Origin of the sequence: Streptomyces sp. NPDC002701 (genome assembly GCF_042889045.1) — a bacterium.
In the GTDB taxonomy this organism is placed as follows: Bacteria; Actinomycetota; Actinomycetes; order Streptomycetales; family Streptomycetaceae; genus Streptomyces.
Genome location: NZ_JBIAQL010000020.1, coordinates 41,750 through 54,973, shown reverse-complemented (window position 1 = coordinate 54,973; position 13,224 = coordinate 41,750). Strand labels below are relative to the sequence as shown.

Sequence of the window (13,224 nt, the reverse complement as noted above, 5' to 3'; positions counted from 1 at the left end):
GTTCACCGCTCGTCGCAAGGGTCCCGATTCCCCCTTGTCCCCACAGGAGTTGCCGCCATGTCCTCCACCCTGCCCGCATCCGCCCGCATCACCGCCCTGGACGTCCTGGACGTGCGGTTCCCCACCTCCGAACACCTCGACGGCTCGGACGCCATGAACCCCGAGCCCGACTACTCCGCCGCCTACGTCGTCCTGCGCACCGACGCCGGCGACGCGCTGGAGGGCCATGCCCTCGCCTTCACCACCGGCCGCGGCAACGATGTCCAGGCCGCCGCCATCGCGGCCCTCGCCCCGCACGTGGTCGGGCTCTCGGTCGAGGAGGTGTGCGCCGACCTCGGGGCCTTCTCCCGCTCCCTCGTGCACGATCCCCAACTGCGCTGGCTGGGTCCGGAGAAGGGCGTCATCCACATGGCCACCGGCGCGGTCGTCAACGCCGCCTGGGACCTCGCCGCCAAGCGCGCGGGCAAGCCCGTGTGGCGCTTCCTCGGTGAGATGTCGCCCGAGGACCTGGTCGCGCAGGTCGACTTCCGCTGGCTGTCCGACGCCCTCACCCCCGAGGAGGCGCTTCGGATCCTGCGCCGTGCCGAGCCCGGCCGCCAGGAGCGCGTCGCCCGTCTGCTGGAGCGCGGCTACCCCGCGTACACCACCACCCCCGGCTGGCTCGGCTACTCCGACGAGAAGCTGGCCCGCCTCGCCCGCGAGGCCGTCGCCGACGGCTTCACCCAGATCAAGCTGAAGGTCGGCGCGGACCTGGAGGACGACGTACGGCGCATGCGCACCGCCCGTGAGACGGTCGGGCCGGACATCCGCATCGCCGTCGACGCCAACCAGAGATGGGACGTCGCCCCCGCCATCGGCTGGATGCGCGCCCTCGCCCCCTACGACCCGTACTGGATCGAGGAGCCCACCTCCCCGGACGACATCCTCGGCCACGCCGCCGTCCGCAAGGCGCTCACTCCGATCAAAGTCGCCACCGGTGAGCACATCGCCAACCGGGTCGTCTTCAAGCAGCTCCTGCAGGCCGACGCGGTGGACATCGTGCAGATCGACTCGGCCCGGGTCGGCGGCGTCAACGAGAACATCGCGATCCTGCTGCTCGCCGCGAAGTTCGGCGTGCCGGTCTGCCCGCACGCCGGGGGAGTGGGCCTGTGCGAGATGGTGCAGCACCTGTCGATGTTCGACTACGTCGCCGTCTCCGGCACCACCGAGGACCGCGTCATCGAGTACGTCGACCACCTGCACGAGCACTTCGTCGACCCGGTCCGCATCGCCGACGGCCACTACCTGGCGCCGACGCTCCCCGGGCTGAGCGCGCAGATGCACCCCGAGTCCCTCAAGGAGTACACCTACCCCGACGGCCCCGTCTGGACGGCCCGTGTCTGACGCCCAGGGCGTCGTCGACGCCCACCACCACGTGTGGGACCTGGACATCCGGCCGCAGTCCTGGCTCGACGAACCCGGCCACGAGCCCCTGCGCCGCAGCTTCGGCACCGACGACCTCCGCACGGCCGCGACCAGGCCGATCGCGGGTCGGCGGCTGGAGTGCACGGTGCTCGTCCAGTGCGTGGCGTCCGTCGGGGAGACCCGCGAGTTCCTCGCTCTTGCCGACAGCGACCCGCTGATCGGCGCGGTCGTCGGCTGGGCGGACCTCACCTCCCCCGCGATCGGCGACGTACTCGACGCAATGCGCGCCGGGCCCGGCGGTACGTACCTGCGGGCCGTACGTCACCTCGTCCAGGGCGAATCCGACCCCGCCTGGCTGCAACGGCCTTCGGTGGAGCGGGGACTGCGAGCCCTGGGCGAACGGGGCCTCGGGTACGACCTGCTCATCCGCGACCACCAGTTCCCCCAGGCGATCCGCCTGGCCGAACGCCTCCCCAGCCTTCCCCTGGTCCTCAACCATGCCGGCAAACCGCCCATCGCCCGACGTGACCTGGGCGACTGGGAGCGGGGCGTGCGACGGCTCGCCGCGCATCCCCAGGTGCGGTGCAAGGTGTCGGGACTGATCACCGAGGCCGACCACGAGAAGTGGACCGTCGACGACATCCGACCGGTGTGGGAGGTCCTGCTGACCTCGTTCGGCCCGGACCGGCTGATGTTCGGCTCGGACTGGCCGGTTTCCGTCCTGGCCGGCGGCTGGAACCGCTGGGCCGCCACCGTCGGGGAACTCCTGGACGGCTGCTCCGCCGCCGAGACCGAGGCGGTCCTCGCCGGAACCGCCACCACGTTCTACGGCCTCGACCCCGATCGAAGGAAGGGGCGCACCGCATGCTGATGACCGAACTCCTGCATCCGGGCATCCTCGAAGCCCTGGCGGGCGCCGGGCACGGCGCCCGGGTCCTGCTCGCCGACGGCCACTATCCGGCGAGCACCGCCACCGACCCGCGCGCCAGGACCGTCCATCTCAACCTGGCGCCGGGTCTGTTGGACGTCACCACCGTGCTCGACGTCCTGCTGCGGGCCCTGCCCCTCGAGTCGGCGCACGTGATGGTGCCGCCCGAGGGCGAGCCGGAGCCGCCCGTAATCGTCGAGTACCGCTCGATGCTGGCGCCCGTCCCCGTCGAGACGCTCGGCCGCTTCGCGTTCTACGACGCCGCCCGCTCGCCCGACCTGGCCCTCGTCGTGGTCACCGCCGACATCCGCACCTACGCCAACCTGCTGCTCACGATCGGCGTCCGCGCCGAAGGGACCCTGAGGACACCATGACACGCGCAGTGCGCTACCTCGCCGCCCGCACACTGGACACCGCGCCCGCCGAGAACCCGCCCCCCGGCCCCGGCCAGGTGGAGATCGCCCCCGCCTACGTCGGTATCTGCGGCACCGATCTGCACATCTTCCACGGCGACATGGATGCCCGGGTCGCCGCGCCCGCCGTCCTCGGCCACGAGATGTCCGGCCGTGTCATACGTGTGGGTCAGGGTGTGGAGGACTGGTCGCCCGGTGACGCGGTCACCGTGATGCCGCTGCGCTGGGACGACACCTGCCCGGCCTGCCGTGCCGGCCACCAGCACATCTGCCAGCACCTCGACTTCATCGGCATCGACTCCCCCGGTGCGATGCAACAGCGCTGGACCGTGCCCGCCACGACCCTCGTACGGCTGCCCGGCTCCCTTCCGCTCAACCACGCGGCCCTCATGGAGCCCACCGCGGTCGCGGTGCACGACGTCGGCCGGGCCCAGGTCCGCGCGGGCGAGAAGGCCGTCGTGGTCGGCGGCGGTCCCGTCGGCATCCTCATCGCCCTGGTCGCCCGTGCCGCCGGAGCCGAGGTCCGGGTCGTGGAGCTGAGCCCTCACCGGCGGCGGCTCGCCGAGAAGTTGGGGCTGACGACCTGGGACCCGGCCGCCGACGACCTGCCCGAGCTGGTGGGCGAGTGGACCGGTGACGCCGGTGCGGACGTGGCCTTCGAGGTCTCCGGCGCGCAAGGCGGGGTGGACACGGCGGTCGACGTGCTGGGTGTGCGCGGGCGGCTGTGCCTCGTGGCCATCCACCCCCGGCCCCGCGAGGTGAACCTGCACCGCTTCTTCTGGCGCGAACTCACGCTCGTGGGCGCCCGGTTGTACGACCGCACCGACTTCGAGCGGGCGGTGACCCTGGTGGCCGACGGCACCGTTCCGGCCGAGCAGCTGATCAGCAAGGTCGTCCCCATGGCGCAGGCGCCCGACGCGTTCGAGGCCCTGGAGGGCGGCGGCGACGTGATGAAGATCCTCGTGGACTGCACCGACGACTCCCAGGGAGCCGACCGGTGAACGCCTTCGACCTGACCGGCAGGCTCGCCGTCGTCACCGGGGCCCGGCGCGGCATCGGCCGCGCCATGGCCCGCGCCCTCGCCGAGGCAGGCGCGGACGTCATCGGCGTCAGCGCCCAGCTGGAGGAGACCGGCAGCGACGTGGAGAAGGACGTCCTGGCCGCGGGCCGCACCTTCGAGGCGATCCGCGCCGACTTCGCCGACCCCGAAGCCGTCCGCGCCCTGGGCGCCGACCTGGCGGGACGGGCGCGCCCGGTGGACATCCTGGTCAACAACGCGGGCACCATCCGTCGCGCCCCGGCCGCCGAACACACCGACGAGGACTGGGAGTCGGTGCTCCAGGTCAACCTCAACGCGCAGTTCGCCCTGTCCCGCGCGGTGGGCGCGTCGATGGTGGCCCGCGGCCACGGAAAGATCGTCTTCACGGCGTCGCTGCTCAGCTTCCAGGGCGGTATCACCGTCCCTGGTTACACCGCCGCCAAGCACGGCATCGCCGGACTGACCAAGGCCCTGGCCAACGAGTGGGCCCCGCACGGCGTCAACGTCAACGCCATCGCCCCCGGCTACATCGCCACCGACAACACCCAGGCACTCCAGGACGACCCGGTACGCAGCAAGGCCATCCTGGACCGCATCCCGGCCGCACGCTGGGGCAGCGCCGACGACCTCGCGGGCGCCACCGTGTTCCTCGCCTCGGACGCCGCCGCCTACGTCCACGGCACGATCCTGCCCGTCGACGGCGGATGGCTCGGCCGATGACCGGCACCGACCTGGCCGCCGTGCTGGACGGCGCCCGCGTGCTGCCGGTGCTGACCGTGCCCGACGCCGCGACGGCCGGACCGCTGGCCGACGCGCTCGCGGCGGGCGGCGCCCGGTGCGCCGAGGTCACCTTCCGCACCCCCGACGCCGAGCAGGTGCTCAAGACGATGGCCGCCCACGGAGGGCTGACCGTCGGCGCCGGCACGGTCCTCACGCCCGAACAGGTGGACCGTGCCATGGCGGCGGGAGCCCGTTTCGTGGTCTCGCCCGGCTTCGACGAGGACGTCGTCGCCAAGTGTCGTCAGCTGGGCGTGCCCGTGGTGCCCGGCATCGCCTCCGCGACCGAGCTGATGCGCGCCCTGCAGTCCGGCCTCGACACCGTCAAGCTCTTCCCCGCCCAACCCCTCGGCGGCATCCCGATGCTGCGCGCCCTCGCAGCCCCCTTCCCCCATGCACGGTTCGTGCCCACGGGCGGCGTCGACGCTCCGCGCCTGCCCGCCTACCTCGCCGTCCCGGCGGTCCTCGCCGTCGGCGGCAGCTGGATGGCCACCCCCGCCCATCTGGAGCGCGGCGAATACGACGAGATCCGCCGACTGACCGCCGGGGCCGTGCACGGGAGCGCGACGTGAGCGACGTGGTGGCCCTCGGCGAGGTGATGCTCCGCTTCGACCCGGGCGAGGGCAGGATCCGCACCGCCCGCACCTTCCAGATCTGGGAAGGCGGCGGTGAGTACAACGTCGCCCGCGGACTGCGGCGCTGCTTCGGCCTGCGCACGGCCGTCGTGACCGCCCTCGCAGACAACCAGGTGGGGCGACTCGTCGAGGACCTGATCCTCCAGGGTGGCGTCGACACCTCCCTCATCCGCTGGGTGCCCGACGACGGCATCGGCCGCACCGCCCGCAACGGCCTCAACTTCGTCGAGCGCGGCTACGGCATCCGGGGCGCGGTGGGCGTCAGCGACCGCGCAAACACCGCCGTCTCGCAGCTGCGCAAGGGGGACGTCGACTGGGACGCAGTCTTCTCCCCGGGTCCGCGCTGGTTCCACACCGGCGGCGTCTTCGCCGGTCTGTCGGACACCACCGTGGACGTCGCGGACGAGGCCATGGCGGCCGCTCGACGGCACGGTGTCACGGTCTCCTACGACCCCAACTACCGCCCCAGTCTCTGGGCCGGCAGGGGCGGCGCCGACGCCGCCCGCGAGGTCGACCTGCGGCTCGCCCGCCACGCCGACGTCGTGGTGGGCGCCCTGGGGCTGGCAGGGCCGTACCCGGGCGCGGTACGCGTCGCGGCGGACGAGGTGCCCGACGCCCTCGTCGAAGTGGCCGCGGTGCTGCCCCAGGCCGAGGTGCTCGCGACCACCCTGCGGGACGTGCCCTCGGCCGGCGTCAACGACTGGTCCTCGGCCGCCTGGTCGCCCCGTACCGGCTTCGTCCGCGGCCTGCAACTGCCCGGCCTGCACGTCCTGGACCGCATCGGCTCGGGCGACGGCTTCGCGGCCGGTCTGATCTACGCACTGCTGACCCTCGGCGGTGACGAGGCCGGACCGGCCCGCCGTGCCGCGCCCGTGGCGGACCTCGACACCGCCGGACTGAGCCGTGCCCTGGCCTACGGCACCGCGCACGGCGCCCTCACCATGACCACCCCGGGCGACGTGTCCATGGCCTCGCTCGCCGAGGTCGAGGCACTCATGGCAGGCGGCTCGGCCGCCGTCAGAAGGTGACAGACCCATGGGCGCTCACGCCGTCGCCGCTTCCCAAGGAGCACAGTTGACACCGCACAACATCAGGCGCCGGAAGGTCGCGAGCACCCCTGTCGAGCTCACCGGACTCGGCTTCGGGGCCTCCGTCATCGGCAACCTCTACAGAGTCACCCCGGCCCACGACGCGCAGGCCGCACTCGAGGCGGCCTGGGAAGAGGGCATCCGGTACTTCGACACCGCACCGCACTACGGGCTCGGTCTCTCCGAGCGCCGCCTGGGGGCGGCGCTGGCGCGCAGGCCACGTGACACGTACGTCGTCTCCTCCAAGGTCGGCCGCCTGCTCGTGCCCAACGAGCACCCGCGCGGCACCGACACCGAGGGCTTCGTGGTGCGCGACGACCTGCGCCGGCAGTGGGACTTCAGCCGGGACGGGGTGCTCCGCTCCATCGAGGACACGCTGGAGCGCACCGGCCTGGACCGCCTGGACGTCGTCTACCTGCACGATCCCGACGACCACTGGAGGCAGGCGGCAAAGGAGGCAATGCCGGCCCTGGCCGAGCTCCGGGACCAGGGAGTGATCGGCGCGATCGGCGCCGGAATGAACCAGTCGGCCATGCTCGCCCGCTTCCTGCGCGAGACCGCGGCCGACGTGGTGATGCTGGCCGGCCGGTACACCCTCCTCGACCAGTCGGCACTGGACGACGTCCTGCCCGCCGCCGAGGAACTCGGCAAGAGCGTGGTGGCCGTCGGCGTGTTCAACTCAGGGCTGCTCTCCCGCGACCACCCCACCGAGGGCATGAAGTACGACTACCAGGAGGCCCCGCCGGAGCTGCTCGACCGCGCTCGGGCGATCGCCGACGTCTGCGCGGCGCACGGCACCACCCTGCCCGCCGCCGCCATCGCCTTCCCCTACACTCACTGCAGTATCATCAACGTCACCCTCGGTATGCGAAATCCGCAGCAGGTCGTACGGAACGTAGAACTCCACCGCCGGTACGTCCCTGACGGGCTCTGGGACGATCTCCGCGCCCGGGAACTCATCAGGTCGGACGTGCCCGCGGCGCACGGGCCCGGAAGGAGCGCGCGGTGTCTCTGACGGACAAGGCCATAGTGCAGATCCGGGAGCTGATCCGCAGCGGAGCGCTGCCGCCGGGCTCGAAGCTCCCGCCGGAACCGGAGCTGGCCGCTCAGCTGGGCCTCTCCCGCAACCTCGCCCGGGAGGCCGTGAAGGCGTTGGCCGTCGCCCGGATCCTGGAGGTCCGGCGGGGCGACGGCACCTACGTGACCAGCCTGCAGCCGAGCCTGCTCCTGGAGGGGCTCGGCGGTGCGGTGGAACTGCTGCAGGGCGATTCCGCCGCGCTGCAGGACCTCATCGAGGTACGACGGCTCCTGGAACCGGTCGCCACCGCACTGGCCGCCACCCGGATCTCCGACGAGCAGCTGGCCGAGGTCGAGCAGCACCTGAACGCCATGCGCGAAGCCCAGGACGACGTGGAACGGCTCAACGCTCACGACGCCGCGTTCCACCGCGCCGTCATCTCGGCCACCGGCAACGAAACGCTCCTCACGCTCCTGGAGGGCATCTCCGGGCGCACCCTGCGCGCCCGCATCTGGCGCGGCCTGGTCGACACCCAGGCATCCGGCCGGACCCTCGCCGAACACGAGGCGATCTTCCGGGCCCTGTCCGTCCGCGACGCCTCCCTCAGCCAGGCCGCCGCACTGCTGCACGTCAGCAACACCGAGCGGTGGCTCAAGGACCACCTGCGTTCGGGAGAGGCCCTTCCGTGGGGCGTGACCACAGGGTTCTGACCCGCCCTTCCCTAGACGCTCTTCCGTCTGGCAGAGCCGCCTTGCGGAGCCACTGACGGCGTCAGGAACCTGTTCCCCCATCACGGCACGCGGAGCGACGACGCCCCGCCGACAGGGACGGGAACCCCATGCCTCACACCACCGCCTTGTCGCCGATGTTCAGCAACGTGCGGGCTACTGCAGCTGACGTACGAGTCGAGCCGGGCGGGGAGTTCTGGGGTTGGGCCGGGTACACCCTGGGTGCACCCGGCCCGCACCGCCATCGGGCAACAGGCGTGGCTGCGGCTCGTGTCCTCACCGGAGACAAGGCATCGGGGAAGTTGTGGGACGGAGCCCTCGACGCGCAGCACGCCTTCGGGAACCTCGACGGGCGCCGGCCCCCTCCCGGCTGTCCACGACGCCGTCGACGACGGCACCGCCTACCGGGCGGACCTGTCGGCCAGAGTCGACCAGCCGGTCCTGTCCGACGACCCGGACCTCCAGCTACCGGACTCCTGGTGGCAGGACCTCGCCGGGACGCTGGAGAAGGTGGCGGCCGTTGACACCGACCGCGTCGCCGTACGGCAGCAGTACATGGACCGGGCGATAGCCGAGTTCGTGGGCATCCCGGCCCCGGCCGTGACCTGTTGGACCGTCGCTCACTCCGACCTGCACTGGGCCACCGTCACCGCGCCGCTGAGGCTTCTCGACTGGGAGGGCGCCCAGGTCGGCGCCCGCGCCGAGCGGGCCCGCGAGCGCGGCGCCGGCTACTTGGACGGCGGAACGACGGCTGTCCCTCCGATGATCGGCGTCCCGGAAGCCGACGGCTACGTCTTCTACAGCGGCTCGCGGGAGCTGTTCGAACGACACCAGGAGACACTGGGCGTCCCGGTTGGCACCACCTACGTCGGCGAAGACGCGGGCTTCGCGGCCCTGCACGACGTGGTCCTACTCAGCGCCATGTACGGGATGTTCGCCGGTGCCGCGCACGCAGCTGGCGCTCTCGCCACCGTGTGGTGACCGTCCGCCCACCACACGGTGGCGTGATCCCGTCAGACAGTGCCGTCCGTGGCATCATCGGCCGCGACCCGAACAAGAACCTTCCCGCGGTTGTCGCCCCGGAAGATGCGCGCGAGCGCCTCCGGCGCGTGCTCCAGTCCCTCCAGAACCACGCGCTCATGCCGCAGTCGGCCGTCCTCGAGCCGCACTGCCAGTTCCCCGGCGATCTCGTCGAAACGGTTGGCGTGGTCTGCGACCAAGAAGCCGTATGCCGTGGCACGCTGCTCGACCAGTTCGACCAGGTTGCGGATGCCGTGGCGTTGGGCGGGGTCGGCGCTGTAGTCGGCGATCATCCCGCACATCGCGATACGCGCTCCGGTGGTGATCCTGCTCAGCACATGGTCCAGTATCTCCCCGCCGACGTTCTCGATGTCCGCGTCGATGCCGTCGGGGGTGGCCTCGTCAAGCCGGTCGCGCCAGTGCGGGTCTCGTCGGTCGACGCAGGCGTCGAATCCCAACTCCTCGACGACGTACTGGCACTTGTCCGGCCCTCCGGCCACTCCGATCACCCGCGCACCACGCTCCTTCGCAAGCTGGCCGGCGATCGACCCCACTGCTCCGGCGGCCGCGGAGACTACGACCGTCCGGCCCGGCTGCGGGTCGGCGATCTCCACCGCGAGCCACGCGGTGATGCCGGTGAGGCCCAGCACACCCAGCAGGTCCTCCAGCGGTGCGGGCAGAGGTTCGGGCAGTACGGTGAACGGCGTCTCCAGCTCGGTGTCATCGGCCACCTGGTAGTCCTGCCAGCCGGTCGACCCCAGTACACGCGCACCGACCGGAAGGTCCGCCCGCCGGGAGGCAACCACTCGGCCGATGCCCACTCCCCGCATGACCGAGCCCTCCTGCACCGGAGGCAGGTCGCTGCGGATGTCACTCATGAAGATCCGGCTCGACGGGTCCACGGAGAGCACCAACGTCCTGACCAGGGCCTGCCCGTCCTCCAGAACGGGTATCTCTGTCGTGACCAGCTCCAGGCCGGGTTCCTCAGCGAGTCCTCTGGGGCGCTTGCTCAGCCGGAACGCTCGGTTCTCCTTGACGGTCGACATCCGCATCTCCTTGTTTGCTGTCGGGTCCGGCAGCGGCGAAGCAGCCCGGACCGGCATCCGCGGCTCACACAGTCGGCCGCGGCGTCCCCAACTAGAGGTTGTCCCGTAACCGGTGGGGTGGTTGGTGCGTTGGTCGGGTATGGGTGGGGTGATCTCAGCAGATGATCCGAAGTGGATCGAGCCGTTTACGGGTCTGACCGAGGTGCAGTTCGCGAGGCTGGTGGCACTGGTGCGGCGTCGTGGTGGCGATGTTCAGCGGGGCCGGCCATGGCGGCTGCCCCTGGAGGATCGGGTGTTGCTGGTGGCGACGTACTGGCGCACGAATCTCACGTTGCGGCAGGTGGCGCCCTTGTTCGGGGTGTCGAAGTCCGCGGCCGACCGAATCCTGGATCACCTGGCACCGCTGCTGGCGATCTCGCCCGCGCGCCGACCGCGCAAGGACACCGTCTATATTGTCGACGGCACCCTGGTGCCCACCCGCGACCGCAGCGTCGCCGCTTCCAGCAAGAACTATCGGTACTCGATCAACTTGCAGGTCGTCATCGATGCCAACAGCCGCCTGGTGGTGGCGATTGGGCTCCCGCTGCCCGGTAGCCGCAACGACTGCCGGGCCTTCACGGAGTCCGGCATCGACCGGGCCTGCCGGGGCGTCCCGACCATCGCCGACGGCGGCTACCAAGGCACTGGTCTCCTCATCCCGCACCGCAAACGACCAGGCCAGAGCCACCTCAGCCCACAGCAGGAGGCAGAGAACGCCGTCCACCGCCGGGCACGGGCGCGGGTGGAGCATGCCCTGTCGCGGTTGAAGAACTGGAAGATTCTGCGGGACTGCCGGCTCAAGGGCGACGGAGTTCACCAGGCCATGCTCGGCATCGCCCGTCTGCACAACCTGGCCCTCACTGGATAACTCTCACCCCATACGGGACAACCTCTAGGGGGCGTCGTCGCCAACTTATGCAGGCCCTGCCGACAGCACCGTGTACGTGGAAGCCGCGAGGCAGTACGAGGCGGCCGTCCCACTTGCCTGAGCCATTCATCTGTCCGTCGTGTCCGTGGGTTGCTCGACCGGCGGTGTCGCACGAGTGCGCGCGGCACGGCGCCGGTATTCCTGCGGGGACACCCCGTACACGGCACGGAACCGCCGGTTCAGATGACTGCTGTCGACAAAGCCCCACCGCTGCGCCAGCGACACGACCGTGGCATCTCCGACCCGCAGTTCCTCGCGCACCCGGGCGATCCGTTTGGCGCGCAGCACCCCCGTGAACGTGTCTCCGGCCGCGCTGAACAGTCGCGTGAGAGTGCGCACCGAAATGCTGTGCGCCGCCGCCACCTCTTCGGGGGACAGGTCCCTGCTACCCAGATGGCTCTCCACATAGCGCTCGACGGCTGCCCGTCGCGCAGACAGCACAGCCAACGGATCCCGCGGCGACGCCGACTGGAGCGCACCCCAGCCCAGCTCCAGCAGCGCGTTGCGAGCCGCGACGGCGGCCGCGTCCGATAGCCGTGGAAGCGATGTGCTGAGGGCGTCGACATAGCTTCGCAGTAGTTGCACCTCAGGCAGCGGACCGCGCGCGGGACCGTCCATGCGCAGCTGGCACCCCATGTCCTCCTGGACACGCCGTCGCACCACGAAACTACGCGTGGCCACGGGCTCGCGCGCCACCATCTGCGCCGGACTACGGCTCTCCCACAGGAAGATGTCACCTTGACCCAGCTGCCAGTCGTGACCGTTCTGGCCAAAGACCGCGCTGCCGGCACCCATCACGGAAAGGATCAGGTAGTCGTCGTCCGTTCCTGCGATCTGACGGGCACCGCGTACCGCGCTGAACGGACCGGATTCCCAGTCCAGCACGGCGATGTCGTCGGCCCAACTCCGCCGGACCACGGCATGGTCCGCGTCCAGGCTCGGCGGCGACGAGAACCGCAGCAACCACGGCAGGCCGGTCTCCGCAGCCAAGAAACGCTCCCAATCGGCCCTATCGAATGGCCCGGCGACACCGGCGGCGTCTCCCGTTCGGACTTCCATGTTCTTAAGCACCTCCGCAGTTTAGGGCTCGCAGAGAATGAAGGTGTTGCTTCCTGTGATGTAGCTCGTTGCTGCGGTATGAGCGTCTCCGACGTGGTTTGCGGCCAACTCGCTGTAAGGTTCCAGGTGTTATTCCCACACCTCGATGAAAGGCAGCGGCGGCTGATGATTCGACCACGCGGCGGCCATCAATCCATTGAAGTGCTCCGGAGGGCGAGCTCTCGAACGACCCACCAGAGAAACTCGACTGCACATAGTTGCGATAGCCTATTTTTCGGTTGCCAATTTTTCCATCTTGCCAGCGTAGTTCAACATGGCTGTCACGGTTCCGGTGGCCAAGGGGATATTTGCGTTTGATTCTGGAAATGAGTACGCCTCGACATATGCATGACCGCGCGCCCCACGAACTGGACCGACGCCGGCAACGCGCCCGGCTCTGGGGGATGTGGGGTGTCATCGCGGCAGGCGCGGTCCTCTTATTGGTCGGGATGCCCTGGCTCCCGCCGCTCGGCTTCCGTGACCTTGTCCACGACCTGCTTCACAAGCTGCCGAACTCTTCCGGACCAGGTGTGCTCCGTTGTCAGACTGTGGTGGTCTTGGTGTCAGTGGTGCCGTCTAGGTTGTGTGCATGGCCACGTTTAAGGACTTCAACTTCAAGCTCGTCGTCGTCGAGCAGCTGATGTACATCGATGAGACGCTCACGCCTCAGTTCCGCCTCGCTGACCTCCTGAAGGAGAAGGGGCTCAGCGACGCGCCCTGGGAGTACGCGCAGCAGCGCGGCCTGGCGTACCAGGTTGTGCCCGAGGCGCGCAGCTTCTTCGCATCACTGGAGATCAGCGAGGAACTCCTGGCCGACGTCGAGGAGCTGTGCATGGACGGTGGTAACCAGGTGTACCAAGAGTGCGCCCCGGTCTGGGACGGCGAGGACGACTTGTTCGACGTCGCTTCCCTCGACGACCTCGTGCTGCTTCCCAACCTCCGGCGCGTCCTTGGCTCCGAGTTCCTGGGCCCGGAGTTGCGGAACGTCCTCAGCGCCCGCGGCATAGTCGCCGACTAGCGTCGGCGAACGAGCGGCCTCGACCACAGGCGTGAGACCGAGCAG

At 70.4% G+C, this 13,224-nt stretch carries 13 protein-coding genes and 1 pseudogene; 12 read left to right on the top strand and 2 right to left on the bottom strand.

All coding sequences use genetic code 11. The features are described from left to right. Nucleotides 1–57: 57 nt before the first annotated feature. The 10 genes and pseudogenes from ACFYXC_RS33910 to ACFYXC_RS33865 form a co-directional block, all read left to right on the top strand. Nucleotides 58–1,383: an L-fuconate dehydratase gene (locus ACFYXC_RS33910; protein WP_389556055.1), complete on the top strand. Its 1,326-nt coding sequence runs from the start codon at nucleotides 58–60 to the stop codon at nucleotides 1,381–1,383. After that, nucleotides 1,376–2,275 carry an amidohydrolase family protein gene (locus ACFYXC_RS33905; protein ID WP_389556053.1) on the top strand — a complete coding sequence of 300 codons (900 nt, stop codon included), beginning with the start codon at nucleotides 1,376–1,378 and terminating at the stop codon, nucleotides 2,273–2,275. The genes ACFYXC_RS33910 and ACFYXC_RS33905 overlap by 8 nt, the downstream gene beginning before the upstream one ends. After that, the gene (locus tag ACFYXC_RS33900) at nucleotides 2,269–2,706 is read left to right on the top strand and encodes an RbsD/FucU domain-containing protein (protein ID WP_389556051.1); all 438 of its coding nucleotides are present in this window, start codon (nucleotides 2,269–2,271) and stop codon (nucleotides 2,704–2,706) included. The genes ACFYXC_RS33905 and ACFYXC_RS33900 overlap by 7 nt, the downstream gene beginning before the upstream one ends. Then, nucleotides 2,703–3,746 (top strand): zinc-binding dehydrogenase, encoded by a 1,044-nt coding sequence (locus ACFYXC_RS33895; protein ID WP_389556050.1) that lies wholly within the window; start codon nucleotides 2,703–2,705, stop codon nucleotides 3,744–3,746. Before ACFYXC_RS33900 ends, ACFYXC_RS33895 begins: the two co-directional genes overlap by 4 nt. Further along, nucleotides 3,743–4,504 (top strand): SDR family oxidoreductase, encoded by a 762-nt coding sequence (locus ACFYXC_RS33890; protein ID WP_389556049.1) that lies wholly within the window; start codon nucleotides 3,743–3,745, stop codon nucleotides 4,502–4,504. The genes ACFYXC_RS33895 and ACFYXC_RS33890 overlap by 4 nt, the downstream gene beginning before the upstream one ends. Continuing rightward, a complete protein-coding gene (locus tag ACFYXC_RS33885; protein WP_389556048.1) occupies nucleotides 4,501–5,133 on the top strand; it encodes a bifunctional 4-hydroxy-2-oxoglutarate aldolase/2-dehydro-3-deoxy-phosphogluconate aldolase in 633 nt (210 codons plus the stop codon). Before ACFYXC_RS33890 ends, ACFYXC_RS33885 begins: the two co-directional genes overlap by 4 nt. Beyond that, a complete protein-coding gene (locus tag ACFYXC_RS33880; RefSeq protein WP_389556047.1) occupies nucleotides 5,130–6,224 on the top strand; it encodes a PfkB family carbohydrate kinase in 1,095 nt (364 codons plus the stop codon). The genes ACFYXC_RS33885 and ACFYXC_RS33880 overlap by 4 nt, the downstream gene beginning before the upstream one ends. 46 nt (nucleotides 6,225–6,270) lie before the next feature. After that, entirely contained in the window at nucleotides 6,271–7,299 is a 1,029-nt protein-coding gene (locus ACFYXC_RS33875) for an aldo/keto reductase (protein ID WP_389556046.1), read from the top strand. Beyond that, complete coding sequence (locus ACFYXC_RS33870) at nucleotides 7,290–8,012, top strand: FadR/GntR family transcriptional regulator (protein ID WP_389556045.1); 723 nt, start codon at nucleotides 7,290–7,292, stop codon at nucleotides 8,010–8,012. Before ACFYXC_RS33875 ends, ACFYXC_RS33870 begins: the two co-directional genes overlap by 10 nt. A 699-nt stretch (nucleotides 8,013–8,711) precedes the next feature. Continuing rightward, a pseudogene (locus tag ACFYXC_RS33865) lies at nucleotides 8,712–8,984 on the top strand (NAD(P)-dependent oxidoreductase); the annotation flags it as partial. A 59-nt stretch (nucleotides 8,985–9,043) separates the two neighbouring features. Here ACFYXC_RS33865 and ACFYXC_RS33860 read toward each other — a convergent pair. After that, nucleotides 9,044–10,096: an NADP-dependent oxidoreductase gene (locus ACFYXC_RS33860; protein ID WP_389556043.1), complete on the bottom strand. Its 1,053-nt coding sequence runs from the start codon at nucleotides 10,094–10,096 to the stop codon at nucleotides 9,044–9,046. A gap of 139 nt (nucleotides 10,097–10,235) precedes the next feature. Between ACFYXC_RS33860 and ACFYXC_RS33855 the strand changes: the two genes are divergently transcribed. Continuing rightward, on the top strand, nucleotides 10,236–11,003 hold the full coding sequence (locus ACFYXC_RS33855; RefSeq protein ID WP_389556042.1) for a transposase: 768 nt from the start codon (nucleotides 10,236–10,238) through the stop codon (nucleotides 11,001–11,003). Between the two features lie 126 nt (nucleotides 11,004–11,129). Here ACFYXC_RS33855 and ACFYXC_RS33850 read toward each other — a convergent pair whose 3' ends face one another. Further along, on the bottom strand, nucleotides 11,130–12,134 hold the full coding sequence (locus ACFYXC_RS33850; protein ID WP_389556041.1) for a helix-turn-helix domain-containing protein: 1,005 nt from the start codon (nucleotides 12,132–12,134) through the stop codon (nucleotides 11,130–11,132). Nucleotides 12,135–12,750: 616 nt separating this feature from the next. On the opposite strand from ACFYXC_RS33850, the gene ACFYXC_RS33845 reads away from it, so the two are divergent. Next, nucleotides 12,751–13,179: a DUF6892 domain-containing protein gene (locus ACFYXC_RS33845; RefSeq protein WP_389556040.1), complete on the top strand. Its 429-nt coding sequence runs from the start codon at nucleotides 12,751–12,753 to the stop codon at nucleotides 13,177–13,179. The last annotated feature ends 45 nt before the right edge of the window (nucleotides 13,180–13,224 follow it).